This is a genomic window from Pseudomonas sp. B2021 (assembly GCF_018135665.1).
Classification (GTDB): Bacteria; Pseudomonadota; Gammaproteobacteria; order Pseudomonadales; family Pseudomonadaceae; genus Aquipseudomonas; species Aquipseudomonas lactis.
Genome location: NZ_SMOF01000001.1, coordinates 5,759,744 through 5,786,725 on the forward strand (window position 1 = coordinate 5,759,744; position 26,982 = coordinate 5,786,725).

General features: G+C 59.2%; 23 protein-coding genes. 14 read left to right on the forward strand and 9 right to left on the reverse strand.

Going from position 1 to position 26,982, the window contains the following annotated elements; genetic code table 11:
• Positions 1-25 precede the first annotated feature (25 nt).
• Entirely contained in the window at positions 26-1,024 is a 999-nt protein-coding gene (locus tag E1K68_RS26100) for a hydrolase (RefSeq protein ID WP_003195122.1), read from the forward strand.
• 116 nt (positions 1,025-1,140) lie between these two features.
• Here the strand turns inward: E1K68_RS26100 and E1K68_RS26105 are convergent, their stop codons facing one another.
• Both E1K68_RS26105 and E1K68_RS26110 read right to left on the reverse strand, forming a co-directional pair.
• On the reverse strand, positions 1,141-1,995 hold the full coding sequence (locus E1K68_RS26105; protein ID WP_034133993.1) for a sulfurtransferase: 855 nt from the start codon (positions 1,993-1,995) through the stop codon (positions 1,141-1,143).
• A gap of 33 nt (positions 1,996-2,028) precedes the next feature.
• On the reverse strand, positions 2,029-2,700 hold the full coding sequence (locus E1K68_RS26110) for a TetR/AcrR family transcriptional regulator (protein ID WP_169912768.1): 672 nt from the start codon (positions 2,698-2,700) through the stop codon (positions 2,029-2,031).
• A gap of 145 nt (positions 2,701-2,845) precedes the next feature.
• On the opposite strand from E1K68_RS26110, the gene E1K68_RS26115 reads away from it, so the two are divergent.
• The 5 genes from E1K68_RS26115 (at position 2,846) to E1K68_RS26135 (ending at position 7,434) form a co-directional block, all read left to right on the forward strand.
• Positions 2,846-4,273, forward strand: a complete 1,428-nt coding sequence (locus tag E1K68_RS26115; protein ID WP_003195129.1) for a coniferyl aldehyde dehydrogenase — start codon at positions 2,846-2,848, stop codon at positions 4,271-4,273.
• Positions 4,274-4,302: 29 nt separating this feature from the next.
• Complete coding sequence (locus E1K68_RS26120; protein ID WP_212614824.1) at positions 4,303-4,848, forward strand: twin-arginine translocation pathway signal protein; 546 nt, start codon at positions 4,303-4,305, stop codon at positions 4,846-4,848.
• Between the two features lie 53 nt (positions 4,849-4,901).
• Complete coding sequence (locus E1K68_RS26125; RefSeq protein ID WP_212614825.1) at positions 4,902-6,497, forward strand: GMC family oxidoreductase; 1,596 nt, start codon at positions 4,902-4,904, stop codon at positions 6,495-6,497.
• A gap of 103 nt (positions 6,498-6,600) precedes the next feature.
• Entirely contained in the window at positions 6,601-7,080 is a 480-nt protein-coding gene (coaD, locus tag E1K68_RS26130) for a pantetheine-phosphate adenylyltransferase (RefSeq protein ID WP_003195136.1), read from the forward strand.
• Between the two features lie 102 nt (positions 7,081-7,182).
• The gene (locus E1K68_RS26135) at positions 7,183-7,434 is read left to right on the forward strand and encodes a YfhL family 4Fe-4S dicluster ferredoxin (protein WP_003195146.1); all 252 of its coding nucleotides are present in this window, start codon (positions 7,183-7,185) and stop codon (positions 7,432-7,434) included.
• Positions 7,435-7,556: 122 nt separating this feature from the next.
• Here E1K68_RS26135 and mutM read toward each other — a convergent pair whose 3' ends face one another.
• Both mutM and E1K68_RS26145 read right to left on the reverse strand, forming a co-directional pair.
• Positions 7,557-8,369: a bifunctional DNA-formamidopyrimidine glycosylase/DNA-(apurinic or apyrimidinic site) lyase gene (gene mutM, locus E1K68_RS26140; protein ID WP_212614826.1), complete on the reverse strand. Its 813-nt coding sequence runs from the start codon at positions 8,367-8,369 to the stop codon at positions 7,557-7,559.
• 21 nt (positions 8,370-8,390) lie between these two features.
• Positions 8,391-9,203, reverse strand: a complete 813-nt coding sequence (locus tag E1K68_RS26145; protein ID WP_212614928.1) for an HDOD domain-containing protein — start codon at positions 9,201-9,203, stop codon at positions 8,391-8,393.
• A gap of 277 nt (positions 9,204-9,480) precedes the next feature.
• Here E1K68_RS26145 and E1K68_RS26150 point away from each other — a divergent pair, with 277 nt between their 5' ends.
• The 5 genes from E1K68_RS26150 to ilvD all read left to right on the forward strand — a co-directional run bounded on the left by E1K68_RS26150 (position 9,481) and on the right by ilvD (position 16,395).
• Complete coding sequence (locus tag E1K68_RS26150) at positions 9,481-10,677, forward strand: class I SAM-dependent rRNA methyltransferase (protein ID WP_003195152.1); 1,197 nt, start codon at positions 9,481-9,483, stop codon at positions 10,675-10,677.
• A 399-nt stretch (positions 10,678-11,076) separates the two neighbouring features.
• Positions 11,077-12,153: a SagB family peptide dehydrogenase gene (locus E1K68_RS26155; RefSeq protein ID WP_003195155.1), complete on the forward strand. Its 1,077-nt coding sequence runs from the start codon at positions 11,077-11,079 to the stop codon at positions 12,151-12,153.
• A 5-nt stretch (positions 12,154-12,158) separates the two neighbouring features.
• On the forward strand, positions 12,159-13,124 hold the full coding sequence (locus tag E1K68_RS26160; RefSeq protein ID WP_212614929.1) for a diiron oxygenase: 966 nt from the start codon (positions 12,159-12,161) through the stop codon (positions 13,122-13,124).
• Positions 13,117-14,325, forward strand: coding sequence for an MFS transporter (locus tag E1K68_RS26165; RefSeq protein WP_003195157.1), 1,209 nt, complete (start codon positions 13,117-13,119; stop codon positions 14,323-14,325). The genes E1K68_RS26160 and E1K68_RS26165 overlap by 8 nt, the downstream gene beginning before the upstream one ends.
• A gap of 228 nt (positions 14,326-14,553) precedes the next feature.
• Positions 14,554-16,395 (forward strand): dihydroxy-acid dehydratase, encoded by a 1,842-nt coding sequence (gene ilvD, locus E1K68_RS26170; protein WP_003195159.1) that lies wholly within the window; start codon positions 14,554-14,556, stop codon positions 16,393-16,395.
• A gap of 186 nt (positions 16,396-16,581) precedes the next feature.
• On the opposite strand, the gene E1K68_RS26175 is transcribed toward ilvD, so the two are convergent.
• The 4 genes from E1K68_RS26175 to E1K68_RS26190 all read right to left on the reverse strand — a co-directional run bounded on the left by E1K68_RS26175 (position 16,582) and on the right by E1K68_RS26190 (position 21,906).
• Entirely contained in the window at positions 16,582-19,023 is a 2,442-nt protein-coding gene (locus E1K68_RS26175; RefSeq protein ID WP_094773931.1) for a TonB-dependent siderophore receptor, read from the reverse strand.
• 130 nt (positions 19,024-19,153) lie between these two features.
• Complete coding sequence (locus tag E1K68_RS26180; RefSeq protein WP_057710235.1) at positions 19,154-20,101, reverse strand: FecR family protein; 948 nt, start codon at positions 20,099-20,101, stop codon at positions 19,154-19,156.
• Entirely contained in the window at positions 20,098-20,631 is a 534-nt protein-coding gene (locus E1K68_RS26185; RefSeq protein WP_057702093.1) for an RNA polymerase sigma factor, read from the reverse strand. The genes E1K68_RS26180 and E1K68_RS26185 overlap by 4 nt, the downstream gene beginning before the upstream one ends.
• A gap of 213 nt (positions 20,632-20,844) precedes the next feature.
• Positions 20,845-21,906 carry a haloacid dehalogenase-like hydrolase gene (locus E1K68_RS26190; RefSeq protein WP_244858840.1) on the reverse strand — a complete coding sequence of 354 codons (1,062 nt, stop codon included), beginning with the start codon at positions 21,904-21,906 and terminating at the stop codon, positions 20,845-20,847.
• A gap of 242 nt (positions 21,907-22,148) precedes the next feature.
• On the opposite strand from E1K68_RS26190, the gene E1K68_RS26195 reads away from it, so the two are divergent.
• Complete coding sequence (locus tag E1K68_RS26195; RefSeq protein WP_003195164.1) at positions 22,149-23,540, forward strand: L-cystine transporter; 1,392 nt, start codon at positions 22,149-22,151, stop codon at positions 23,538-23,540.
• Between the two features lie 85 nt (positions 23,541-23,625).
• Here E1K68_RS26195 and E1K68_RS26200 read toward each other — a convergent pair whose 3' ends face one another.
• On the reverse strand, positions 23,626-24,138 hold the full coding sequence (locus tag E1K68_RS26200; protein WP_212614827.1) for a dihydrofolate reductase: 513 nt from the start codon (positions 24,136-24,138) through the stop codon (positions 23,626-23,628).
• Positions 24,139-24,207: 69 nt separating this feature from the next.
• On the opposite strand from E1K68_RS26200, the gene E1K68_RS26205 reads away from it, so the two are divergent.
• On the forward strand, positions 24,208-25,587 hold the full coding sequence (locus tag E1K68_RS26205) for a DUF2868 domain-containing protein (RefSeq protein ID WP_212614828.1): 1,380 nt from the start codon (positions 24,208-24,210) through the stop codon (positions 25,585-25,587).
• Entirely contained in the window at positions 25,580-26,959 is a 1,380-nt protein-coding gene (locus E1K68_RS26210) for a DUF3482 domain-containing protein (protein WP_003195170.1), read from the forward strand. The genes E1K68_RS26205 and E1K68_RS26210 overlap by 8 nt, the downstream gene beginning before the upstream one ends.
• The last annotated feature ends 23 nt before the right edge of the window (positions 26,960-26,982 follow it).

The following is a 26,982-nucleotide window of genomic DNA, read 5'->3' on the forward strand; positions in this document are numbered from 1 at the left end:
GCTCCTACACGGCAGCGGGTAATTCATGATTCCATCTACAGACCGCTTCAAACCCGCCTTCGGCCTCGGCAACCCCCACTTGCAGACACTGTGGGGGCCGCTGTGGCGGCCGACCACCCATATCGAACGCCAACGCGAGCGCCTGTGGCTGGAGGATGGCGACTTCCTTGATCTTGACTGGCACGGGCCGCATGACGTGCAAGCACCCTTGGTGCTGGTGCTGCATGGGCTGACCGGCTCGTCCAATTCGCCCTATGTGGCCGGCCTGCAAAAAGTCCTCGCCGCCCAAGGCTGGGCCAGCGCTGCGTTGAACTGGCGCGGCTGCTCGGGCGAGCCCAACCTGCTGGCTCGCAGTTATCACTCCGGCGCCAGCGAAGACCTGGCGGCAGCGATTGCTCATCTGCGCGCCAAGCGGCCGTTGGCGCCCGTGTATGCGGTGGGTTATTCCCTGGGCGGCAATGTGTTGCTCAAGCATTTGGGCGAAACCGGCAAGGCCTCGGGCTTGCAGGGCGCGGCGGCGGTGTCGGTGCCGTTTCGCCTGGATCAATGCGCCGATCGCATCGGCCTGGGGTTCTCGCGGGTGTATCAGAAGCACTTCATGCGCGAGATGCTGGCGTATATCCGCGTCAAGCAACGCCAGTTCCTGCAGGACGGTCGTGAGGATGGGCTCAAAACCCTGGAGGCCCTTGGCTCCCTGGAAAAGATGCGCACGTTCTGGGACTTCGACGGGCGGGTAACCGCGCCGCTGCATGGTTTCATCAGTGCTGAAGACTATTATCGCCGCGCATCGAGCCGCTATTACCTGGGCGATATCCGTACGCCTACGTTGATTATCCAGGCGGCCGATGACCCGTTTGTATTTGCGCACAGCTTGCCTGACGCCAGTGAGCTGTCGGCCTGCACCGAGTTCGAGTTGCTGGCCAAGGGCGGGCATGTGGGGTTTGTGGAGGGTTCGCTGAAGCGCCCTGGTTACTATCTGGAGCGCCGGATCCCGCAGTGGCTTCAGGCCCAATACGGTCAATAGTGTGGGAGCTGGCTTGCCTGCGATAGCGGTGGGCCAGCCAACGTTGAGGTGGCTGACACTCCGCTATCGCAGGCAAGCCAGCTCCCACATTTTAAGCAAGTGTTCACACCGATCGTTTAGTCGCCCGTTGCTATTTCCCGAGCAGGATCAGTAATCCACTCACTCCACGACCCCGCATACAACTTACCCAACGGATACCCCGCCAGGCTCAACGCAAACAGGTTATGGCACGCCGTCACCCCAGAGCCGCAATACGCCACCAATTCCTGCGGCGGGCGCCCTTGCAACTGCGCGGCGAAGCGCTGCTTGAGCTGCTCGGCCGGCAAGAAACGACCATCGCTGCCCAGGTTTTCACTGAACGCAGCGCACTGCGCGCCAGGGATATGCCCGGCAATCGGATCGATGGGCTCTACTTCGCCACGAAAGCGCGGCTGGGCGCGGGCGTCGATCAAGGTCAGGTCGGGTTGGCCCAGGCGTTTTTGCAAGTGTTCGGCATCCAGCAATAGCCGAGGATCCGGCATACCGGCGAAGGTACCCGGCTCAATCACAGGCGCGTCCAGGCTCAGGGGGAAACCGGCGGCATGCCAGGCCTTGAGGCCACCATCGAGAATAAACACGCCATCACGCTTGCCCAGCCAGGCCAGCAGCCACCAGGCACGGGCGGCGTAGGCACCGGGGCCGTCGTCATACAGCACCACATCGGTGTCGGCACTGATGCCCCACGCCCGCAGTTGCCTGGCGAACGTGTCCGCCGCCGGCAAAGGATGACGACCGGTCACGCCCTTGGTCACCGGGCCGCTCAGGTGGCGCTCAAGGTCAGCGTATTGCGCGCCCTCGATATGCCCTTCGGCGTAACTGCACAAGCCGTAGTCCGGGTCTTCCAGGGCAAAGCGGCAATCCAGGATCACCCACCCGCTCGACTGTTGGCGCTCGGCCAATTGCTGGGGGCTGATCAGTTGGGCAAGCGGCATGACTGACTCCTGTGAATACAAAGGGGAAAGGTCTTACTTCACTTCTTCCAGTGCCTGATTCAACGGCACGTAAAACTCTTTGAACAAGGCGTCCACCGCCTCTTTGGCCTGCGGCGTGACAAACCCCGCCTCCAGCACCAGCACCTGATACACCCCGCGCTTGATCGCCTCGGCGCTCAGGTGGGTGGATTTTTCATTGGTGGTGCACAAAAAGCGCACCCAGGAGGTGAGGATAATCCAGGCATTGAGGGTCAGGGCTTCGGTTTGCACCGGGTCCATATTGAGAATGCCGGCGTCGACAAAGCCTTGGTAGATGGCGCCGCCCTGGATCAGGCAACGCTGGGAAAAACGCCTGTAGCATGTAGCCAGTTCCGGGTCGCTCTCCAGCAGGTGTTCGAGGTCGCGGTGCAGGAAGCGATAACGCCACATGCCGGCCAATACGGCTTGCAGGTAAAAGCGTTTGTCTTCCACCAGCATCCCCCGCCCTTGGGGTGGGCGCAGGAAACTGTCTACCAGCGCTTCATATTCGCGGAACAGCACGGCAATGATCGCCTGCTTGTTAGGGAAGTGGTAGTACAGGTTGCCCGGGGAAATTTCCATGTGGGCGGCAATGTGGTTGGTACTGATACTGCGCTCGCCCTGCTGGTTAAAAAGCTCCAGGCTGGTTTGCACAATGCGCTCGCTGGTCTTTACTCGTGGTGCCATAGGGGATCAGCTTCTATACACGGGATGGGGCATCTTACGGCCTAACCCGGCCAGGATAAATCTGGATGTTACTGCAATGTTATTTGACAATTTAGAGCAATGACTCTAAAAATCCAGGCAGACCAATAACAATCGGTGCCGCGCCATGCCTGCCAACGTTGCCTACCTGCAAGATTCCCAGGCACTGGATCAACTCCAGGACCTGTTCGACGCTCAACGCCGCGCCTATGCCGCCAACCCGATGCCGCCGGCCGGACAGCGCCAGCAATGGCTCAAGGCCCTGCGGGATCTACTGAGCGACGAACGCCAGGCGCTGATCGATGCGATCAGCCAGGATTTTAGCCATCGCAGCGCCGACGAAACCCTGTTTGCCGAATTGATGCCCAGCCTGCATGGCATTCACTACGCGAGCAAACACCTCAAGGGCTGGATGAAACCTTCCCGCCGCGCTGTAGGCATTGCCTTCCAGCCCGCCTCAGCCAAAGTCATTTACCAGCCACTGGGCGTCGTCGGCGTCATCGTGCCGTGGAACTACCCGCTGTTCCTGGCCATCGGCCCGTTGGTGGGGGCGTTGGCTGCCGGCAATCGGGTAATGCTCAAGCTCAGCGAGTCCACGCCGGCCACCGGCGAGCTGCTCAAGGCGTTGCTGGCCAAGATCTTCCCCGAGGACCTGGTGTGCGTCGTGCTGGGCGAAGCTGACGTGGGCATGGCGTTTTCCAAGTTGCGCTTCGATCACCTGCTGTTCACCGGTGCTACCAGCATAGGCAAGCACGTGATGCGTGCGGCGGCCGAAAACCTCACGCCGGTGACCCTGGAGTTGGGCGGCAAATCGCCGGCGATCGTTTCGGCCGACGTGCCGCTCAAGGACGCCGCCGAACGCATCGCCTTCGGCAAAGCTTTGAATGCCGGGCAAACCTGCGTGGCACCGGATTATGTGCTGGTACCAGAAGATCGCGTGGAGGGCTTTGTCGAGGCCTATTCCAAAGCCGTGCGCGGGTTTTATCCGACGCTGGTCGACAACCCGGACTACACCGCCATCATCAACGAACGCCAACTGGCCCGGCTCAATGCCTACGCCAAGGACGCCACCGACAAAGGTGCCACCCTGATCCCGCTGTACGAGCAAGGCCAGGCGCGGCGAATGGCCCACAGCCTGCTATTGAATGTCAGTGACGACATGACCGTGATGCAGGACGAAATTTTCGGCCCGCTCCTGCCCATCGTGCCGTATCGCGGCCTTGACCAAGCCTTTGCCTACATCAATCAGCGCCCTCGCCCACTGGCCTTGTATTACTTCGGCTACAACAAAGGCGAACAAGCCCGGGTGCTCCACGAAACCCATTCCGGTGGTGTATGCCTGAACGACACCTTGCTGCACGTCGCCCAGGACGATATGCCGTTCGGTGGCATCGGCCCGTCGGGCATGGGCCATTACCACGGTCACGAAGGTTTCCTGACGTTCAGCAAGGCCAAGGGTGTGCTGGTCAAACAGCGCCTGAACGCGGCGAAGTTGATCTACCCGCCCTATGGCAAGTCGATCCAGAAGCTGATCCAGAAGCTGTTTATCCGCTGATAACCGCCACCTTCGGGACAATAAAAACAATGAACCCCAGCCTGACTGATTCACCCGCGCTGTCACGGCGCGGCGTCTTGAAAATCGGCCTGTGTGCCAGCGCCTTCCTCGCCACCGCCGGGCTGGGCGCCAGCCTCAGCGGTTGCTCCAGCAGTACGCCGGCCAGCGGCTTTGCGATGTTGCGCACCAGCGACTTGCCGTTCTTACGGGCGGTGATCCCGGTGTTGCTGGAAGGCGCGGCCAGCGCCGAGCACGTGTTTGCCGGCATTGAGGACACCCTGAAAAAGCTCGATTACAGCCTGCAGCACTTGTCGCCCGAGATGTTCAAACTCACTCAGCAATTATTCGACGTGCTGGCAATGGGCATCACCCGCGGCCCGCTGACCGGTATCTGGGGCAGTTGGGAAAATGCCAGCAGCGAACAGATCCGCAATTTCCTGCACCGCTGGGAAAACAGCTACCTGAACCTGTTGCGCATGGGCCAGGGCTCGCTGCTCAAGCTGGTGGTCATGGCCTGGTACTTCCGGCCCGAGTCCTGGGCCCATTGCGGCTACCCCGGCCCGCCGAAGATCTAGCCTGGGCAATCCGCCAAGATTGCATCTTCCTACAAAAATAAGAGTGCACACCTATGCCCGTACCCGATCTGTTCCGCGACGGCCTGGCCCGTGGCTGGAAAACCCACAATGGCGCCGCCCTGGATAACGACCTGACCCTGGAAGCGGATGTCGCCATCATCGGCAGCGGCGCCGGGGGCGGTACCACCGCCGAAATCCTCAGCGCTGCCGGCTACAAAGTGTTGCTGATCGAAGAAGGTCCGCTCAAGACCAGCAGCGACTTCAAGCTGCTGGAAGACGAAGCCTACGCCAGCCTTTACCAGGAAGGCATCGGGCGGATGAGCAAGGACGGCGCTATCACCATCCTGCAGGGCCGGGCGGTGGGCGGTACCACCTTGATCAACTGGACCTCCAGCTTTCGCACCCCTGACGCTACCCTCGCGCATTGGGCCAGCGAATATGCGGTCAAAGGCCACAGCAGCGCCGAAATGGCGCCCTGGTTCGAAAAAATGGAACAGCGCCTGGGCATCGCGCCGTGGGCGCTGCCGCCGAATGCCAATAACGATGTGATCCGCAAAGGCTGCGAAAAGCTCGGCTACAGCTGGCATGTGATCCCGCGCAATGTGCGCGGCTGCTTCAACCTGGGGTATTGCGGCATGGGCTGCCCGGTCAACGCCAAGCAGTCGATGCTGGTGACCACCATCCCGTCCACCCTGGAACAGGGCGGCGAACTGCTTTACCTGGCCCGCGCCGAGCGGCTCATCTGCAGCGGCGACACCATCAGCAGCCTCGAATGCGTGGCCATGGACGAACGCTGCGTAGCGCCCACAGGGCGCAAGATCAGCGTGAGAGCCAAGCACTATGTACTAGCGGGCGGCGGCATCAACAGCCCGGCCCTGCTGATGCGCTCGGACGCACCCGACCCGCACTCGCGGTTGGGCAAGCGCACCTTCCTGCACCTGGTCAATTTCTCCGCCGGGCTGTTCGACGAGGTGATCAACCCCTTCTACGGTGCGCCGCAATCCATCTACTCCGACCATTTCCAATGGCAGGACGGCACTACCGGCAAAATGTCCTACAAACTGGAAGCACCGCCCCTGCATCCAGGCCTGGCGAGCACCCTGTTCGGTGGCTACGGCAAGCAGAACGCCTTGGACATGAACCAACTACCCCACACCCACGCCATGCTCGCCCTGCTGCGCGACGGTTTTCACCCCGACAGCCCGGGCGGCACCGTAGAGTTGCGCGGTGATGGCACGCCAGTGCTCGACTATCAGGTCTCCCCCTACGCCTGGGACGGCCTGCGCCGGGCCTTCCACAGCATGGCCGAGATTCAGTTCGCGGCGGGGGCCAAATCGGTCAAGCCCCTGCATCACGACGCGCGCTTTGTGAACAACTTGGCCGAAGCGCGCAGCGTGATCGACGGTTTGAATCTGGAACTGCATCGCACCACCCTGGGCAGCGCCCACGTGATGGGCGGTTGCGCCATGGGTGAAGAGCCAAAAAATGCCGTGGCCGACAGCCTGGGTCGCCATCATCAGTTGCGTAACCTGTCGATCCACGATGGCTCGCTGTTCCCCACCAGCATTGGCGCCAACCCGCAATTGTCGGTGTACGGATTGACCGCGCAACTGGCGAGCGCATTGGCCGAACGTCTGAAAACGGCATGAAAAAACAGGGTATTCACGGCATCTATCTACATAAGTCGACTTGGCCCACCGGTAATGCTGCGATACCATCCGGTTCCCCAACGGACTCCGCCAGGACGACGCGATGAACCGAGTGTTGTACCCAGGTACCTTCGACCCGATTACCAAAGGCCATGGCGATCTGGTCGAACGCGCCTCTCGCCTGTTCGACCATGTGATCATCGCGGTCGCGGCCAGCCCCAAGAAAAACCCGTTGTTTCCCCTGGAACAACGTGTGGAGCTGGCGCAAGAGGTCACCAAGCACCTGCCGAATGTGGAAGTAGTGGGCTTTTCGACATTGCTGGCGCATTTCGCCAAGGAGCAGAACGCCAATGTGTTCCTGCGTGGCCTGCGTGCGGTGTCGGACTTCGAATACGAATTCCAGCTAGCCAACATGAACCGCCAATTGGCACCGGACGTGGAAAGCCTGTTCCTCACGCCGTCGGAGCGTTATTCGTTCATTTCCTCGACGTTGGTGCGTGAAATCGCCGCTTTGGGCGGAGATATCACCAAGTTCGTGCACCCAGCCGTGGCCGATGCGCTGACGCTACGCTTCAAGAAGTAAGGCTGCCCGGTCGGTGCCTGCTCGCACTGCGGGCGCCAATGCGGCACAATTGCGCGCATTAGTTTTCAGATGCCTTGGCAGAGTGCCCTGGCAGGAGTTTCCATGTCCCTGATCATCACCGACGATTGCATCAACTGCGACGTCTGCGAACCCGAGTGCCCGAACGCCGCCATTTCCCAGGGCGAAGAGATCTATGTGATCGACCCTAACCTGTGCACCCAGTGCGTCGGCCACTACGACGAACCGCAGTGCCAGCAGGTATGCCCGGTGGATTGCATCCCGCTGGATGAGGCACACCCTGAGACTGAAGAGCAGTTGATGGAGAAGTACCGCAAGATTACCGGTAAGGCCTAAGCCTCTTCATTGCCCGTAAGGGCCTCATCGCAGGCAAGCCAGCTCCCACATTGGATAGGTGAATACCTTCAACTGTGGGAGCTGGCTTGCCTGCGATAACGATATCAGCCCTCACACAGCCATCAGCTCTGACACCGAGGGCAAAACACACTCGCCCGCTGCCCCAGCACCACATTGCGTAGCTCAGTGCCGCAAACCTTGCACGCCTCGCCACCACGGCCATACACGAACAATTCCTGCTGGAAATACCCCGGCTGCCCATCGCCGCCGATAAAGTCCCGCAACGTGGTACCGCCCCGCTCAATGGCAGCGGCCAGTACCCGCTTGATCTCAATCGCCAGCTTCAAATAACGCCCGCGTGAAATCCCGCCAGCGGCGCGCCGCGGGTCAATCCCCGCTGCAAACAGCGCCTCTGTCGCATAGATATTACCCACACCCACCACCACCGCGTTGTCCATGATGAACGGCTTCACCGCCATCGACTTGCCGTGAGACAACTGGAACAAGCGCTCACCGTCAAACAGGTCAGTCAACGGCTCCGGCCCCAGCCGCATCAGCAGCTCATGGTTGTGCGGGTCGAGGCTCCAGAGCATCGCACCGAAGCGCCGCGGGTCGGTGTAGCGCAGGGCCATACCCGATTCCAGCTCGATATCCACGTGTTCATGCTTGGCCGCCGGCATGCCGACTTCCACCAGGCGCAAGTTGCCCGACATGCCCAGGTGGCTGATCAAGGTGCCCACTTCAGCATTGATCAACAGGTATTTGGCCCGGCGCTCCACCAGCACGATGCGCTGCCCCGACAGGCGCACATCCAGGTCTTCCGGAATCGGCCAGCGCAGGCGCCGCTCACGCACCACCACGCGGCTGACGCGCTGGCCTTCCAGGTGCGGGGCGATCCCGCGGCGGGTGGTTTCGACTTCTGGTAACTCGGGCATGTGTACCTCTTGAATAACGGGTCAGTGCGCGCCCAGTTCGCGGATCGACAACTTCAGGCTCTCGAAGTCGTAGTCCGACAGGCCCACGTAATCCAGCACCAGGTGGCCGATGGCATTCCACTCATGGTCCACCGCCTGGTTCCCCAGTACGCGATAGGACGAACAGATATGCTCGGCCATCTTCAAAATGGCCAACAGGTTCTTGAGCTGTGGGTTGCGCGACGACTCATCGCTGAAAATCGCCAGGGCGTTGTGGTGATTGGCGATGGCGTCGGTCACATGCTCCGGCAGGCGCCAGGACTTGGCGGTGTAGTAGCCAACCACCGCATGGTTGGTGTGAAACGCTTTGTTTTCAGTGTCGACCACGCGGCAATCCGGGCCCGCATTGGCGTAGGCCTCTTCCAGCACCGCCATGTAATTGGGGAAGCGCTTGAGCATCAGCGGCACGCCGCAATCATGGAACAGGCCCAAGGCATAGGCTTCGTCCACGGCCTGAGAACCGGTGCGCTTGGCCAGGGTGAGGCAGGTCATGGCCACATCCTGGGCGGTGTCCCAGAAGCGGTTGAGGGTGACAATGGTGTCGTCGCACATCTCGCCCTTGATCGACTGCGCGTTGATCAGATTGATGATCGAACGGCTGCCCAGCAGGTTCACCGCACGCTGGATCGAAGCGATTTTGTTGCTCAGGCCGTAATACGGCGAATTGACGATCTTGAGCAGCGCGCCGGACAAGCCCGGGTCTTGGGAGATCAACCGTGCAATCACTTCCAGGTCCGGGTCGGGCATGTACTGCTCCATCTGCAAATCCACCATGATTTGCGGTTGGGGCGGCACGCTGATGCCTTGCAGGGCCTGTTGGATCTGCTCGGGGGAAAGCTCTTGGGACATAAGTACACACTCTGGGCTAGGCGCGAATTCTACCCCTTATGCCGACATGGCCGACACCCAAAAAGCCAAGTGAAACCCGATCGAATGTGGGAGCTGGCTTGCCTGCGATAGCATCACCACCGTACGTCTGATACACCGCGCCGCCCGCATCGCAGGCAAGCCAGCTCCCACATGAAAGAGTGCGCAAAGGGTATACTCCCGCTCTTTTTTCCGGAGCGACGTCATGTCCCTGCCAAGCCTGCGTCTCAAAGCCAACGCCGATCGTCGTTTGCGCAACGGCCACCTGTGGGTCTACAGCAACGAAATCGACGTGGCCGCCACCCCACTCCACGGCTTCCAGGCAGGCGACCAGGCTATCCTGGAAGCGGCCGGCGGCAAGACCCTGGGCATCGTGGCCATGAGCCCGAACAACCTGATCTGCGCCCGCCTGCTGTCGCGCGACATCAAGTTGCCGCTGGACAAATCGCTGCTGGTGCACCGCCTCAACGTGGCCCTGTCCCTGCGTGATCGCCTGTTCGACAAGCCGTTCTACCGCCTGGTCTACGGTGATTCCGACCTGCTGCCGGGCCTGGTGGTCGACCGTTTCGGCGACATTCTGGTGGTGCAGATCGCTTCGGCGACCATGGAAGCGCATAAAGAAGACGTGATCGCCGCGCTGACCCAAGTGCTCAAGCCCAGCGGCATCCTGTTCAAGAACGACTCCGCCGCGCGCGACGCCGAAGGCCTCAACCGCTACGTCGAAACCGTGTTCGGCCTGGTGCCGGAGTGGGTGGCGCTGGAAGAAAACGGCGTGAAATTCGAAGCCCCGGTGATCCAGGGCCAAAAGACCGGCTGGTTCTACGACCACCGCATGAACCGCGCCCGCCTGGCCCCGTATGCCAAGGGCAAGCGTGTACTGGACCTGTACAGCTACATCGGCGGCTGGGGCGTGCAAGCTGCAGCCTTTGGCGCCAGTGAAGTGTTCTGCGTCGACGCTTCGGCCTTCGCCCTCGACGGCGTAGAGCGCAACGCCGCGCTGAACGGCTTTGCCGAGAAGATGACCTGCATCGAAGGCGACGTGTTCGAAGCGCTCAAAGAATTGAAAGCCAGCGAAGAACGCTTCGACGTGATCGTCGCCGACCCACCGGCCTTCATCAAGCGCAAAAAAGACATGAAAAACGGCGAAGGCGCCTACCGCCGCCTCAACGAGCAAGCCATGCGCCTGCTCAGCAAGGACGGCATCCTCGTCAGCGCCTCGTGCTCCATGCACCTGCCGGAAGATGACCTGCAAAACATCCTGCTGACCAGCGCCCGCCACCTGGACCGCAACATCCAGATGCTCGAACGCGGCGGCCAAGGCCCGGACCACCCGGTGCACCCGGCGATTGCCGAGACGCGGTATATCAAGAGCATTACGTGCCGGTTGTTGCCTAATAGCTGATTAACATCTGAATGGGGGATCCAAAATGGATCTCCCATGATTTCATTACATCTAAGCCATTCCGCCCGACCGTATTTTACCGACTGCCTATTAAGCATAGAATAACTACCCCACGCCACTTCGTAGTACCAATCCGACAAAAAAACTCGAACATTCCTACGCGTTTTTTTCTTGAAATTTCATCATTAAATCCTATTATTCAATTGTCACCGATGACGGCGACACTTTAATTAAATATAAAGTTGAAAATAAGGAGATCCAAAATGAAAAATATCAAACTGGAAACTTCCCACATCGCCAACTTGGCTTTCTTGGTAGCACTGAAAGCCCGCTAAGCAACTAAAACGCTGGGGAGTGCCGGCTACCCAGCGTTTTTCCGCTCCGCACGGAGGCAGTGCAATGCAGATAAACCCTTATATATTTATACTCCCAAAAACACCTACAGCGATAGTTTGGAACTATAAAAATCACAAACAATACGAGCTCAATCTAGAATACTCAGTACGACTCACCAAACTGATAAACGATCCAAAAATCTTCGACAATTCAAACCCAATAGACACTCAGCTATTAGAAGCCGAAATTTTGACAGACACACCTTCTCCGCCAATTAATTGGGGCTGGGATGAGTTATCAAAAATTTTCCATATTGGCACCAAAAACATACCTTGCGATCAAATGCCCGAAAACGCAGACGAATGGGCGAGCATCTACCTAGACCATTGTACAAAAACATTATCAACACCTCCCCCTCCAGACCGAATACACAAACACAAAGCTGACACTCCATTAATTCGCTTGCCAGCACCTATCAACCTGTCAGAGAACTCACTTCAAAGTGCATTGCTCACCCGAAAAACCTGCCGTTCATTCACAGGCGAATCCGTTGCCCTGCAAACCATAAGTACAATTCTTTACTTGTGCTTAGGACACTTAAACGAAAGAGCAAACAATGTTGATGAAAGTATTGCGAAAGGACTCGAAGCCCGAAGGAGCAGCCCTTCCGGTGGGGGATTAAACGCGTGTGAAGGTTTCCTTTACGCTAAAAATATAGATGGGTTGAAGCCCGGCATTTACGCTTATAACGCATCCGAGCACACTCTAAGTACCGTCAATACGCAACTGAAAACGGCATTGGGGCAAGTGCTTTCAGGACAGCACTTCATTAACGAACTCCCGGCAGGTCTCTTCATCACTTGTCGATTTGACAAACTCTGGTGGAAATACGAGCACTCACGAGCTTATCGAATGGCTTATGTCGAAGCGGGTCATATTTCACAAACCTACCAACTGGTCGCGACAGCGATGGGACTGAGCACTTGGTTAACGGGCGCACTTACAGACAATCAGGTTGAATCCTTATTAGGATTTGAAGAAAACAATCCTGAACAAGTCTTATTTTTTGTCGGGTGCGGTAAAAGCGACGGACAAGTGATATGCAGGGAACTAAAATCGCTGCTAAACAACCGAGGGTAGGAATTATGGTTGAGCCGCTCATCGACTCTAATCTGTGGAAAGCCAGCTTCACTCTTGGAGACTGGAACACCCGCGCATCAGTAAGAACCAGTGATTACCAATACAAGTTACCTCCAGATTTAGAGAAACAGCTGGAGTCAAGAGATTGGTTTCCTCCCGCCCTACTTCCCTATCTTAAACATCCGGAAGTCAAATTAGCCGACAAAGCCATCACTAAGCGTCTCTGCGCCAATCACTTAGTAAACTTCCTAAACTACACAACACTACTTGAACACCAGATCGTTAATCGCTCCGTAGAACTAATAATTCATGACGAGCTTGAATTTACGATACCTTCTCGTATGAAAATAGCGGCACTGCAGCTTTACACTGACGAAGGTTATCACGCGCTATTCTCCTATCAGCTTGCCGAACAAGTCAGTAAATTTTATGATATGGCAACTCAATCAACTATCCACAGACGAATAACAAAACTCAATCAGCTAATCCATACCACCCCGAATAAGCAGAAGTCGATCACGTGGCTTCTAATTGGTTTCGTATCGGAAACCATCATTGCAAAAGATCTACGTGATGTTTATCAAAAAAACTTGGTCTGCTGCGTTCAGAAGATGCTCAAAGATCACCTCGCTGACGAGGCCCGACACAGTCGATATTTTAGCGAAGTCTTTCATTATTTGTGGATTCAGATGAGTGACGAGCAACGAATTTTATCTGCCAAACAGCTCTTAGATATTATCCTTATTTTCTTTGAGACGGATAAAAAATGGCTCGAATTGAGTTTACGAAGCGTGCAATTAAGTGAGACCACTGTCGATCAAGTCGTGACCATGATGGCTGACCCGCACGCCCATATTCTTCGCGCTCGCGAAGGTGCCAGCACCACATTTCAAGCATTGAAAAAAGCAGGTTTTTTTAAACGAACTGATATTCGCCAGCTGTTCTCAAATGTGGGGCTTATAGATGAATAAGACACGTACCGCTAACGGTAACAAAAAAAGACAAAGGTCGGCGATCGTGCTATTAATGACCATGGTGTTACTTGGTGTTTTCCCTCTAGATGTCTTACTCCCTTCTTTCCCCGCACTGGCTGAACACTTTCAAAATAAACCTTCGGATATTGCGTTCTCTATTAGCCTTTTTGCTATCGGTATCTCCCTATCACAACTTTTAATCGGACCACTCTCAGATATCGTAGGGCGCAAGGGGTTGTTGATTAGCGGGATGGTTGTATCCATTGCAGGTGCCACCGGTTGCGTATTCTCTACCGAATATATGTGGTTTCTGATATTTAGAATGGTCCAAGCCATCGGTTGCGGCTGCTTCGTGCTGTCACAGGCGTTGGTTCAGGATATGTTTGAAGGTAAAGAAAGGGACCAGTTGAGAATTCTGATGATCACGGCGAGTGGCATTTTTATTTCAATATCTCCGCTACTTGGTAGTGTACTGCAACAGCTTTTTGACTGGCCTGGCAGCTTTTTTCTTTTTATCGTATTGGCCCTTGGCGTTTTGTCAATCGCGTATTTTTTACTAGACAATCATCATGTAAACTCTCATCCAAAAGAAGATATTTTCTGCGCTTATCAACGGGTACTCAGCAACCGCAGTTTCGTCGGTTACTGGCTAATTGCAGCAATTGCTTTCGCCTGCCACTTTTCATTCATCGTCATATCACCGCTCATCTTCATGGATCAGTTGCAGCTATCCACTTATGAATTCTCACTAGCCTTGCTACTTTACGGCGCGGCGTATATTGCTGGCGGCATCGTAGCTCGCATACTCGCTAATAGGCTGGCGCCCAAGGTTCAAATCGTGCTCGGTTTGGCCCTGATTTTTTGTTCTGGGCTATTGATGCTCTTTTTTTCAAGCACTTTTGAGCTTTCAACGATGACAGTATTAATCCCAATGATCGTCTGCACCACCGGGACTACCATTTGTCGGCCCATCGCTACCTCTAAAGCTATGGACGTGTTTCCGGAAAATGCAGGCACCGCGGCGTCGGCTGGGAACACTTTAATTTTTATACTGGGTGGATTGATTAGCGCATTGATCAACATGAGTACAGATAACCCGCAGATGACCCTGGCATTAGCTTTTTTGCTGCTGAGTACAGCGGCCCTCGTGTTGAATTCGTTGATTTCACGTCGCCTGGAATTGCTGAACGTCGGTTGAACCCGCCAATACACATACGCCCATTCCCTCCAGCCGCCAGCGGTGTAGAATCGGCCCTATTCATCGCCAGTCATCCCCCGGCGGGTTTATGAGCTCGAGGCCCAAGCAAGCGGCGATCCCGCGATGCGAGTGGCAACTACCGGACACACGGCCATTTTCTGAGTGTTCCAGTCGTCAATTAGAAGCTCACTCCCCTTTAGTACTTGATTAGCCGCCCGGAGTGCTCCAATGCCTGATTACCGCTCGAAAACATCCACCCACGGCCGCAACATGGCCGGTGCGCGCGCGCTGTGGCGTGCCACGGGGATGAAAGATGACGACTTCAAGAAGCCGATCATCGCGATTGCCAACTCGTTCACCCAGTTCGTGCCGGGCCATGTTCACCTCAAGGACCTGGGCCAACTGGTCGCCCGCGAGATCGAACGCGCCGGTGGCGTGGCAAAAGAATTCAATACCATTGCCGTGGACGACGGCATCGCCATGGGCCATGACGGCATGCTGTATTCGCTGCCGAGCCGCGAGATCATCGCCGACTCCGTGGAATACATGGTCAACGCTCACTGCGCCGACGCCATTGTGTGCATCTCCAACTGCGACAAGATCACCCCCGGCATGTTGATGGCTGCCTTGCGCCTGAACATCCCGGTGATCTTCGTCTCCGGCGGCCCGATGGAAGCCGGCAAGACCAAACTCGCCTCCCACGGCCTCGACCTCGTCGACGCCATGGTAATCGCCGCCGATTCCAGCGCTTCTGACGAGAAGGTTGCGGAATACGAGCGAAGCGCCTGCCCGACCTGCGGTTCGTGCTCCGGCATGTTCACCGCCAACTCGATGAACTGCCTGGTCGAAGCCTTGGGCCTGGCCTTGCCGGGCAACGGTTCCACACTGGCCACTCACAGCGACCGCGAGCAGTTGTTCCTGCAGGCCGGCCGCACCATCGTCGAGCTGTGCAAGCGCTACTACGGCGAGAACGATGAGTCGGTGTTGCCGCGCAATATCGCCAACTTCAAGGCGTTCGAAAACGCCATGACCCTGGACATCGCCATGGGCGGTTCCACCAACACCATCCTGCACCTGCTGGCCGCCGCCCAGGAAGCCGAGATCGATTTCGACCTGCGCGACATCGACCGCCTGTCCCGTCACGTGCCGCAACTGTGCAAGGTCGCGCCGAATATCCAGAAGTACCACATGGAAGATGTGCACCGCGCCGGCGGGATCTTCTCGATCCTCGGCTCCCTGGCCCGTGGCGGCCTGCTGCACACCGATCTGCCGACCGTGCACAGCAAATCCATCGCCGAAGGCATCGCCAAATGGGACATCACCCAGACTGACGACGAAGCCGTGCACACCTTCTTCAAGGCCGGCCCGGCCGGTATTCCGACCCAGACCGCGTTCAGCCAGTCGACCCGTTGGGACACCCTGGACGACGACCGTGAAAACGGCTGCATCCGCAGTGTCGAGCACGCCTACTCGCAAGAAGGCGGCCTGGCCGTGCTGTACGGCAACATCGCCCTCGACGGCTGTGTGGTCAAAACGGCGGGTGTGGATGAATCCATCCACGTTTTCGAAGGCCGCGCCAAGATCTACGAAAGCCAGGACAGCTCGGTACGCGGCATCCTCGCGGACGAAGTCAAGGAAGGCGACATCGTGATCATCCGCTACGAAGGCCCCAAAGGCGGCCCGGGTATGCAGGAGATGCTTTACCCCACGTCCTACCTGAAATCCAAAGGCCTGGGCAAAGCCTGCGCCCTGCTGACCGACGGCCGTTTCTCCGGCGGCACGTCGGGCCTGTCCATCGGACACGCTTCCCCGGAAGCCGCTGCCGGCGGCGCGATTGGCCTGGTGCAGGATGGCGACAAGGTGCTGATCGACATTCCAAACCGCTCGATCAACCTGTTGATCAGCGATGAAGAACTGGCGGCACGCCGGGTTGAGCAGGACAAGAAAGGCTGGAAGCCGGTAGAAAAGCGTCCGCGCAAAGTCACCACCGCGTTGAAGGCCTACGCCCTGCTGGCCACCAGCGCCGACAAGGGTGCGGTACGCAACAAAGCCATGCTCGACGGCCTGTAAGCCCCGCGCGTAAAAATGCCCCGCCAGGTGCGGGGCATTTTTTTGCCTGGCCAAAGCCTCCACAACACCGAGGATCAACTGTGGGAGCTGGCTTGCCTGCGATAGCTATGGGCCTGCCGGTGAGTTCTTGTTTGGCACACCGCCATCGCGGGCGAGCCAGCCCCCACATTGGATATAGGTAATTTCTTAGAACTGTGGGGTGTAGGTCATGGTGAACATCACATTGCGTGGGTCGCCGTAGTAGTTGCTGCCCCAGTTCGCGTTGTAGGCCGGGATGTAATACTTCTTGTCGAACATGTTGTTCAGGTTTGCCGCCACGGTGAATTCCTGGTTGATCTTGTAGGCCACCCGCGAATCCCACAGTGCATTGCCCGGCACGCTGAACGTACGGTCATAGGCTTCGGTGCTGCTTTGCGCGGACACACCGGCACCCACGCTCCAATGCTGCCAATCGCCCGGCAACTGGTAATCACCCCAGACCTTGAGCAAGTGCTTGGGGGTCCAGGTGCTGAAAATCTTGCCTTCGTAGGTGTCGTCCTTGAGAAATTCAGTGGTGTTGTAGGTGTAGCTGGAGGCCAGCTGCAGGCCTGGCAGCACCTCACCACTGAGTGTGGCTTCAAAGCCTTGGCTGCGGACCTTGCCAGAGGCGACCGAGCAGTACCAACCATTGCAGTTCATTGGCCCTTGCAGGTCCTGCACGCTACGGTTTTCCTGATCGTAACGGAAGATCGCAAACGAGGTATTGAGGCGCCCGTCAGCCAGCTCTCCCTTGATGCCCAACTCGTAGTTTTTGCCCTCGATAGGCTTGAGCAGGGAGCCGGAGGTGGTCAGGTTGGTTTGCGGCTCAAAGGCATCGGCATAGCTGGCGTACGCCGACCACTGCTCGTTGAGCGCATAGACCAGGCCGGCGTAGGGCGTAACCTTGCCATTGGACTGGGTGGTATTGTCTTGCGGGGCACCATATGTGCCTTTGAAACCACTTTGGCCAATGTAGGAATAGTCATACCAACTGGTACGCGCACCGACGATCAACGTCAGCGGGTCCAGGACTTTCACACGCCAGGTGCCATAGATGCCTTTCTGGCGAATGTCATACCAGCTCTTCGAGGCGGCACCCTCCTGGAACAATTGGTATTTGTCGCGCTGTGGGCGGTTGTGGTCGATGTTGAAGATATCCGCGCCGGGATTTGAAGCCCGTGCCCACTGGTCGTCGGTGGTGAGCTTGGAATAGTTGGCGCCCAGCACCACTTCCTGCTGGAAGCCCAGCCCCTCAAACTTGCCGTTTACATACACATCCGCGCCGCGGCTCTTGGTATTGAAGTCGGTGATCCAATCCACATAGGGCACAGTGCCACCGCCGACGGGTACCGTGTCCCACGTCGCCTGGTAGGTTGCGTCGTTGTGCTCATCCATGGCTACCAGTGCGGCTTTCACTTTCCAGTTATCGTTGAAGCGGTGCTCGATGTCGGCAAACACCTGAGTCTGATTGTTGACGCTGCGGTTCCAACTGGCGCCGACAAATGTCGAACGTGGCAGACCGATATCACTGCCGTCGGCATAACGGGGCAACGACATGAAGTTGGGGCGCGAATGACCCTTCTGGTTACTGATGCCCAGGCCGACGGTGGTGTCGGGAGTGAAATCGTAGTCGACGGCGCCATAAACCGTCTGGTTCCAGCCGCCCGCATAGTCGACGAAGGAGTCGGTGGTGTCGTAATCCGCCACGAAGCGGCCGCGCAAGGTGCCTTCGGCGTTCAGCGGGCCACCGACATCGACCTGAGTGCCGTAGTGGTCCCATGAGCCAGCCTTGGCGGTAATGGTCGCCGTCGGCGCTTGCTGCCCGCGCTTGCGCACCAGGTTCATGGTGCCGCCGGGGCTATTGGCACCTTGCAGCAAGGCGGCCGGGCCGCGCAGCGTCTCGACGCGGTCGTAAATGGCCATGTTTTCGGTGAGATAGCTGCCCAAGGTGTAAGTGTTACGTGGAATTCCCACACCGTCGTATTGCAGGGTGCCAACCTCGAAACCGCGGGAGAAGATGAACATTCCGGAGCCGGGAGACTTGGTCGCTGTCAGGCCGGGCGTGCGCTTGACCACTTCAGAGAGCTTGGTGGTGTTCTGATCATCCATCTGCTTGCGGGTCATGACGCTGACCGACTGCGGGATGTCCTTGAGTTTTTGTTCGCCCTTGCCCAGGGTCACGGCCCCCGTGGTGTACGAGCCCGTGCCTTCGGTGGTGACGCCCAGGCGTTCGGCCGTGATGGTGGTGGCGCCCACTTCCAGGGCATTGCCTGCTACCACACGTTTTTCCAGGGTGACGGTATCGGCATTGATAAACGCCGCGCTCAGCCCCGTGCCGCCGAGCAGTTGCGCCAAGGCTTCACGCTGCCCCAGGTTGCCCTTCACACCCGGCGATATCACCCCCTGGGTCAACTCCCCATTCACTAGCACCTGAACCCGCGTCACCGCCGAGAACGCCGCCAGCGCAGCGTCCAGGCCCTGCCCGGCAATATCGAAGCGGTAGGTCTGGGCCTGGTTGGCCTCCGCGGCCTGCAGGTACGACGGCGCGATACAGCTGGCCAAGGAAATGGCCAAGGCCAGCAAGGGCCGTGTGGCGAATCGGTGTGCCATGAATGGTGCTCCCCGGTACAAAAAGTCTGTGATCGGCGCCGCACTACTTGAGAGTGCTTACTATTTACGCCTCAGTGATCAAGGACGATGGCTTACGGGGAAACCCTGAAAATATTTTGAGAAATTGCCGTCAGGACGCATTGCCTTCACGCAACACCAGCAAATACGGGGTGTAATGCTCGGCACGCAGGTTGAGGGTGTATTCCAGCGCCTTGAGCACGGCATCGGGTTTGTCGATTTCGAACACGCCGGACACTACCCGATTGCGCAACGCATCACCGAGCACCAGCGTCTTGCCGGGCCAGTAGCGGTTCAGCTCAGAGACCACCACCGACAAAGGTTGCTGACGGAACACCAGTTGCCGCTGACGCCAGGCAAAGCCGCTGGCCTGGTCGAAACCGTGGACGTCGGCAAGGTGCTGGCCCTGATACTCCACGGCCCGCCCCGGTTCCAGATAGACCGGTGTGCCGCTCCCTGCACTGACCTCAACCTTGCCCTGCGCTACCTGCACACGCGTCTGGTCATCACGTCGCGTCACACTGAACTGGGTGCCGACCACTTTCACCCAGCCGTCGCCCGACTGCACCACGAAGGGCCGCGCGGGGTCCTTGGTCACATCGAAGAAACCTTCACCACGCAGCAAACGGATCTGCCGCTCACCCCCACTCATGCGGATTTGCACCGCACTGTCGGTGTTGAGTTGAAGGTGGGAACCATCGGCCAGTTCGATGCTGCGCGACTCGCCAGTGGCGGTGGCGTAGTCGGCGCGCAAGCGGTCAAGCCAGGGAGTGCTTTGCACGGTCAGGCCCACGGCCAGCAACACGGCAGCCGCATACGCCCAGCGCCGCAGCGGTGTACGCCAGGTGGCCTGCTCGGCACGGCGAATGACGCGCGCCGGCTCACGCAGGCCGCCAAGCATCGCCTGCACTTCCTGCCAGGCATCATCCTGCGCCTGGCCCTGCCCGAGCCACGCAGCAAAGGCGTCCATTTCAGCCGGGGTCAAGTCCTCGGCGTGCAGGCGGAAATACCAGCCGGACGCCTCTTCGAACAACACATCAGCAGTAGGCAGGGCAGTCATGACCGACGTCCTTGTGCATCGCAGGCTAGGCGCGTCTTGATGTACCCACGGCATTCAATCAAGGCGCGACGCAATTGGTATTCCACACTGCGCGGGCTGATCGACAGGCGTTCGCCAATCTCGCGGTAGGAAAGCTCGTCGACATGATAGAGCAGGAAGATCTGCCGAGTCGCCTCGGGCAGGCCCAGGATCGCATCCTGCATCAGTCGCTCCTGCTGATAGGCGGCCAGTTGTTCGTCGGCTCCGGGGTTGCTGCAGGGCAGTTCTTCGCTCGGTGCGCCGGCATCCAGGCGCTCGCGGCGGATAGCCTGGCGCTGGTGGTCGCGCACCAGGTTGCTGGCAATGGTGAAGAGGAACGCGGGTAGGTTATCGATCTTCTCGCCGGACTCCAGGCGCGCCAGGCGCAGGAAGGATTCCTGGGTCAGGTCGGCAGCCACCTGGGCGCTGCCGGTGCGGCGCGTGACGAAGGCTTCGAGGGCTTTCTTCTGCTCCGCGAACAGGCGCGCGATCTGCGTATTCCAGGAGGACACAGCACTACCTTGAGAAGAACGGACGGTTCAGGGAGTGCGCACGCTAGCAAAGAATGAGATTAGTTCGCAATTGATATCTATTTTGCCTTTGAGTCGGCGGTGTTCTTAAGACCGCCTTCGCGGGCAAGCCCGCTCCCACAGTTGACCGCATTTCAGGTTGAAACTCGGTCGAATGTGGGAGCGGGCTTGCTCGCGAAGGCAGGTGACTCGGTCTTACTGGATATCTTCCGGCTTGACGATCACCCAGTTCTTGTCCGCCGTCACCGGCAACCCTTCCTTGGCTTGAGCCGCCGCGTGCTTGGCGATCATGCCGTTGAGCTGGGTCATGTATTTGTCTTTGCGGTTGATCCACAAGTGGACGCCGCCCTTGGCCACGTCCACATCGTGGAACAGCATGTAGCCGTCGCTGGTGGGTGTGTCACCGCCGACAATCACTGGTTTTTTCCATTCGTCGATATAGGTGAGGATCGCCGCGTGCTTGCCGGCCATCCAGGTCGCCGGGGTCCACAGGTAAGGGGTCAGTTCCAGGCCGAGGTTGCTCTTCTCGTCATACTTGCCGGCAGTGATCTGTTTGCGTGCGGTGGTCAGCTCGCCGGTCTTGCGGTCCTTGAGCATCGTGGTCACGCCGATGACGTTCTCGGGTTTGACGTTGTAGCCGTACTTCGGATCAGCCGCGACCATGCGCACCAGCTCCTCGGACGCGGCGGTCATCACATAGACCTTGATGCCGTTTTCCATCAGCTTGTTGTACAGCTCGGCCTGGCCGGTGAAGACTTTCGGCGGCTGTACCTCGGATTTTTTCACCACGTCGCCTTCGAAATAGCTGACCGGCACGGGCTTGCCGGAGGCCATCAGCTCGTCGACCTGCACTTTGAGTTCCTTGAGGGTGAAGCCGGAAAAAATCTGCGCAACCCAGGGGTAGCAGACCATGTCGTCGACTTCGCACAGACGATAATAGTAGCTGAACAGACTTTCCTTATGATCGGCGGTGTCTTTGAAGGGGATAAGCTTGAGCGAAGGGTCCATGGTTTCGCGGGTGATCAGGCCCTTGTTTTCCATGAACGGCAGCAGCGACTCTTCAAGGTCGTAACGGTAGCTGGTGTTGTCCATGTCGAACACCGCGTAGTTACCCTTGTTGGCGTTGGCGGCGATCATTTCGTTGAGCTGTTTGGCGGCAGGTGCCGGCCAGTGTTTCAACTCGGTGGCGGCAAACGCCTGGCTGGCAAGCCCGAGGCAAAAGGCGGCGGATACCAATAGTTTCGGCGCGAGCTTCATAGGCGTTGTCTCCCTCAAGTGAAAGACATCGACGCTAACAAATCCGTATGACAGTTATCGCCCGAGCACGACCCAGGACGTCGTGATCACGCCAAGGGCATACGCCTGAGCGTCAAACCCTTATTCCAAAAACGACAGTTACCATTCCATATCGGTATTAAATCAATATATTTCAAGCTGTTAGGCTTCCCGGTTCGCAATCGCAGGCTCACGCGATTGGCTGCCTTCTCAACGGAGCTTCAATGAATCTGCCCCTGATTCTCAATTTATTGGTGTTCGTGGCCCTGTTGTTGGGCCTGGCACAAACCCGCCGTACCAACTGGAGCCTGGCCAAGAAGGTGCTGTTCGCCCTGGTGCTGGGCGTGCTGTTCGGCGCGGCGTTGCACACGATCTATGGCGACGGCAACCCGGTGCTCAAAGCCTCCATCGGCTGGTTTGACCTGGTCGGCAACGGCTATGTGCAACTGCTGCAAATGATCGTGATCCCGCTGGTGTTCGCCTCGATCCTCAGTGCCGTGGCGCGCCTGCATAACGCCTCGTCCCTGGGCAAGATCAGCTTCCTGACCATCGGCACGCTGCTGTTCACCACGGCCATCGCGGCGCTGATCGGCATCGGCCTGACCAACCTGTTCGGCCTCACCGCCGAAGGCCTGGTGGCCGGCACCCAGGAAATGGCGCGCCTGCAAGTGATCCAGAGTGATTACGCTGGCAAGGTTGCCGACCTGAATATCCCGCAGTTGCTGCTGTCGTTCGTGCCGGCCAACCCGTTCGCCGACCTGGCCCGGGCCAAGCCGACGTCGATCATCAGCGTGGTGATTTTCGCCGCGTTCCTTGGAGTTGCCGCGCTGCAACTGCTCAAGGACGACGTGGAAAAAGGCCAGAAAGTCCTTAACGCCATCGACACCCTGCAAGCCTGGGTGATGCGCCTGGTGCGCCTGGTGATGAAGCTGACCCCCTACGGCGTGCTGGCGCTGATGACCAAAGTGGTCGCCGGTTCCAACCTGCAAGACATCATCAAGCTGGGCAGTTTCGTGGTGGTGTCGTACCTGGCCCTGGGCCTGATGTTCGTGGTGCACGGCCTGCTGCTGTCCCTGGCCGGGATCAACCCGCTGCGCTTCTTCCGCAAGGTGTGGCCGGTGCTGACCTTCGCCTTCACCAGCCGCTCCAGCGCTGCAAGCATCCCGCTGAGCATTGAAGCGCAGACCCGTCGCCTGGGCATTCCGCAATCCATCGCCGGTTTCGCCGCCTCGTTTGGCGCGACCATCGGCCAGAACGGTTGCGCCGGTCTTTACCCTGCCATGTTGGCGGTGATGGTCGCGCCGACCGTGGGCATCAACCCGCTGGACCCGCTGTGGATCGCGACCCTGGTGGCGATTGTGACCTTGAGTTCGGCGGGCGTTGCCGGCGTCGGCGGCGGTGCGACCTTTGCCGCGCTGATCGTGCTGCCGGCCATGGGCTTGCCGGTGTCACTGGTGGCGCTGTTGATTTCCGTGGAGCCGCTGATCGACATGGGCCGTACGGCGTTGAACGTGAATGGTTCGATGACGGCCGGGGCGATTACCAGCCAGATCATGGGGCAGACGGATAAAGCGCTGTTGAATGCCGATGAGCATGCCGAGTTAGCGCAGGTCTGATAGACCGCCATCGCAGGCAAGCCAGCTCCCACATTTGAATGTATCCACACATCAAACTGTGGGAGCTGGCTTGCCTGCGATGCTTTTAGGCTTTTTCCCACACTTCGAAGCTGTAGGCCGGCTTATCACCTTCAGCCGGATTCTCGACATTCGACACCAGCTTCCACTGGTTCCTATCAAACTCTGGAAACCACGCATCCCCTTCCGGGCTCAGCGCCACGCGGGTCAGGTACAAGCGATCGGCCTGTTCCAGCCCTTGCGCATACAACTGCGCGCCGCCGATCAGCATCAGCTCGTCCACGCCTTGCGCCTTGGCCCACTCCTCAGCCCGCTCTACCGCCGCGTCCAGTGAAGGAAAAACTTGCGCACCTTCCAGCACAAGATCGGTCTGACGGCTGACCACCAGGTTCAAGCGCCCCGGCAGCGGTCGGCCCAGGGAATCCCAGGTCTTGCGCCCCATGATGATCGGCTTGCCGAGCGTGGTGGCCTTGAAATATTTGAAATCCCCCGGCAAATGCCAGGGCATGCTGTTGTCGACGCCGATCACACGGTTTTCACCGAGGGCTGCGATCAGGCTTAAAGGGAGAGTTTTTTTCATGGCGACGAGAATACCAGAGCGGCGAGCCAGCGGTTATGCTCCAACCTCATCAACACGACAGGACGGCGCGTGACTGCACTGAACCCGCTGCACAGACTTTGGCTGACAGAAACCGTGCGCCTGCGCGAAGAACACGCTGGCCCCCTGGAAGACCTGGAAGCCAACCGCCTGGCCCGCACCGCCGGGGGCGACCTGCCCTCGCGCATCCAGCAGCGTGCGCTGCACCTGGCCGAGCGCGATGGTTTGGCCGCCGCACTCAGCCGCTGGCTGCAAGGCGCACGCCTGGCGCTGTTGTTACTGGCGGCGGTCGCCGTCATCAGCGGCGCCGGTTTGGCGTTCGCCGCGCTGGGCAATGGCCTGGCCCCGGTGAATGTGTTCTGGGCCTTGGGCAGCCTGCTCGGCCTGAACCTGATCTTGCTGATCAGTTGGGCCCTGGGCCTGCTGTTTGCCGGCGAACACAGCGCCAGCCTTGGCCGGCTGTGGTTGTGGCTCAGCGAGAAACTGGCCCGTGACGCCAAGGCCGCGCAACTGGCCCCGGCGTTGTTGCTGTTGCTGCAACGGCAAAAACTCAATCGCTGGGCGGTGGGTGTGGTGGTCAACAGCTTGTGGTTGCTGGCCTTGCTCAGCGCCCTGGTGATCCTGCTGACCCTGCTCGCCACCCGCCGCTACGGGTTTGTGTGGGAAACCACCATTCTCGGCGCCGATACCTTTGTCGCCGTGACCCAGGCCCTCGGCACACTCCCGGCTCTGCTGGGTTTCAATGTGCCCACCGTGGAGATGATCCGCGCCAGCGGCGACTCCGCGCTGAATATCGAAAGCGCCCGCCAAGCCTGGGCCGCCTGGCTGGTGGGCGTGTTGCTGGTCTACGGCCTGTTGCCGCGGTTGATCCTCGCCCTGCTGTGCCTGTGGCGATGGAAACGCGGGCGCGCAGCGTTGCGCCTGGACCTCAACCTGCCCGGCTACGCCCAACTGCGCGAACGCCTGATGCCCAGCAGCGAGCGCCTGGGGGTCAACGATGTGGCGCCCGATCACCTGCACCCGATCAGCGGCGGCGCAAGTGAGCTGGAGAGTGATGGCGCCTTGCTGGTCGCCATCGAACTCGACGACCAGCACCCTTGGCCCCCTAAACTGCCTGCCAACGTCAAGAACGCCGGCATCCTCGACAGCCGCGAATCACGCAACAAACTGCTGGAGCAACTCAGCCGTTTCCCACCCGCGCGCCTGGCCATCGCCTGTGACCCGCGCCGCTCGCCCGACCGTGGCAGCCTGGCGCTGATCGCCGAGCTGGCACGCAGCGCCAGCGACACCCGCGTATGGCTGCTGCAGGCGCCACCGGGCCAGGCGCTGGACGCCGAGCGCCTGGGCGACTGGCATGCCGCGCTGCAACAGCTTGAGCTGTCGTTTGCCGATTGCGCGCCGTTAAGCTGGCTGGAGACCGGTCATGACTAAACCGCTGAAACTCGCCGTGGTCGGCCACACCAACGTGGGCAAGACCTCACTGCTGCGCACCCTCACCCGCGATGTCGGCTTTGGCGAAGTGTCCCATCGCCCCAGTACCACGCGGCACGTGGAAGGTGCGCGCCTATCGGTAGATGGCGAAGCCTTGCTGGAGCTGTACGACACGCCCGGCCTGGAAGACGCCATCGCCCTGCTCGATTACCTGGAACGCCTCGACCGCCCCGGTGAACGCCTGGATGGCCCTGCGCGGCTGGCGCGTTTCCTGGAAGGCAGTGAGGCACGCCAGCGTTTCGAACAGGAAGCCAAGGTGCTGCGCCAATTGCTGGCCTCGGATGCTGGCCTGTACGTGATCGATGCCCGCGAGCCGGTGCTGGCCAAGTACCGCGACGAGCTGCAAGTCCTGGCCAGTTGTGGCAAACCGTTGTTGCCGGTGCTCAACTTTGTCAGCAGCAGCGACCACCGTGAACCGGACTGGCGCGAAGCCCTGGCCCGCCTCGGCCTGCATGCGCTGGTGCGTTTCGACAGCGTGGCACCGCCCGAAGACGGCGAACGCCGGCTGTATGAAAGCCTGGCCCTGCTGCTGGAAAACGCCCGCCCCCAGCTGGAACGCCTGATCCTCGATCAAGAAGCCCAGCGCCAGGCTCGCCAGCAAAGCGCGGCACGGCTGATCGCCGAGTTGCTGATCGACTGCGCCGCCTGCCGCCGCAGCGTCACCACCGAGGATGAGCCCCAGGCCATCAGTGATTTACGCAAGGCCGTGCGCCAGCGCGAACAAAAGTGCGTCGAAGCCCTGCTCAAACTGTTCGGCTTCCGCCCACAGGACGCCGCCGCCAGCGACTTGCCGTTGCTGGACGGGCGCTGGGGCGACGACCTGTTCAACCCCGAAACTCTCAAGCAACTGGGCGTGCGCGTGGGTGGCGGGATCGCCGCCGGTGCGGCCGCCGGTGCGGGCGTGGATCTGCTGGTCGGTGGCCTGACACTGGGCGCTGCTGCCCTGGCCGGCGCGATTGCCGGCGGTGCGCTGCAAACCGCACGCAGCTATGGCAGCCGCCTGATGGGCAAGATCAAGGGCCAACGCGAACTCACCGTCGATGACAGCGTGCTGCGCCTGCTCGCCCTGCGCCAACGCCAACTGCTCAAGGCCCTGAACCTGCGCGGGCATGCGGCGATGCACAGCATTAAGGTCGATACGCCCCAGGACAAAACCTGGCGCGAAGGCAAGCTGCCGGACGCCTTGCACAAGGCCCGCGCCTATCCGCAATGGTCGTCCCTCAACCCCCACGCCAAACTGAGCCAGGCCGAACGTCAGGAGCAGGTCGAGGCATTGTCGTTGCAACTGAATGAACCGGGGCTCATGCCTTGAATGCTCAGTAAGCAGCGTCAAAC

Bases quoted from the DNA above. Each gene is read 5' to 3' on its own strand.
- mutM (WP_212614826.1), bottom strand. From the start codon at position 8,369: ATGCCCGAGTTACCAGAAGTCGAAACCACCCGCCGCGGGATCGCCCCG.
- E1K68_RS26125 (WP_212614825.1), top strand. From the start codon at position 4,902: ATGCCCGTACCCGATCTGTTCCGCGACGGCCTGGCCCGTGGCTGGAAA.
- E1K68_RS26195 (WP_003195164.1), top strand. From the start codon at position 22,149: ATGAATCTGCCCCTGATTCTCAATTTATTGGTGTTCGTGGCCCTGTTG.
- E1K68_RS26200 (WP_212614827.1), bottom strand. From the start codon at position 24,138: ATGAAAAAAACTCTCCCTTTAAGCCTGATCGCAGCCCTCGGTGAAAAC.
- E1K68_RS26150 (WP_003195152.1), top strand. From the start codon at position 9,481: ATGTCCCTGCCAAGCCTGCGTCTCAAAGCCAACGCCGATCGTCGTTTG.
- E1K68_RS26105 (WP_034133993.1), bottom strand. From the start codon at position 1,995: ATGCCGCTTGCCCAACTGATCAGCCCCCAGCAATTGGCCGAGCGCCAA.
- E1K68_RS26120 (WP_212614824.1), top strand. From the start codon at position 4,303: ATGAACCCCAGCCTGACTGATTCACCCGCGCTGTCACGGCGCGGCGTC.
- E1K68_RS26180 (WP_057710235.1), bottom strand. From the start codon at position 20,101: ATGACTGCCCTGCCTACTGCTGATGTGTTGTTCGAAGAGGCGTCCGGC.
- coaD (WP_003195136.1), top strand. From the start codon at position 6,601: ATGAACCGAGTGTTGTACCCAGGTACCTTCGACCCGATTACCAAAGGC.
- E1K68_RS26175 (WP_094773931.1), bottom strand. From the start codon at position 19,023: ATGGCACACCGATTCGCCACACGGCCCTTGCTGGCCTTGGCCATTTCC.
- E1K68_RS26165 (WP_003195157.1), top strand. From the start codon at position 13,117: ATGAATAAGACACGTACCGCTAACGGTAACAAAAAAAGACAAAGGTCG.
- E1K68_RS26155 (WP_003195155.1), top strand. From the start codon at position 11,077: ATGCAGATAAACCCTTATATATTTATACTCCCAAAAACACCTACAGCG.
- E1K68_RS26110 (WP_169912768.1), bottom strand. From the start codon at position 2,700: ATGGCACCACGAGTAAAGACCAGCGAGCGCATTGTGCAAACCAGCCTG.
- E1K68_RS26135 (WP_003195146.1), top strand. From the start codon at position 7,183: ATGTCCCTGATCATCACCGACGATTGCATCAACTGCGACGTCTGCGAA.
- ilvD (WP_003195159.1), top strand. From the start codon at position 14,554: ATGCCTGATTACCGCTCGAAAACATCCACCCACGGCCGCAACATGGCC.
- E1K68_RS26115 (WP_003195129.1), top strand. From the start codon at position 2,846: ATGCCTGCCAACGTTGCCTACCTGCAAGATTCCCAGGCACTGGATCAA.
- E1K68_RS26210 (WP_003195170.1), top strand. From the start codon at position 25,580: ATGACTAAACCGCTGAAACTCGCCGTGGTCGGCCACACCAACGTGGGC.
- E1K68_RS26160 (WP_212614929.1), top strand. From the start codon at position 12,159: ATGGTTGAGCCGCTCATCGACTCTAATCTGTGGAAAGCCAGCTTCACT.
- E1K68_RS26100 (WP_003195122.1), top strand. From the start codon at position 26: ATGATTCCATCTACAGACCGCTTCAAACCCGCCTTCGGCCTCGGCAAC.
- E1K68_RS26190 (WP_244858840.1), bottom strand. From the start codon at position 21,906: ATGAAGCTCGCGCCGAAACTATTGGTATCCGCCGCCTTTTGCCTCGGG.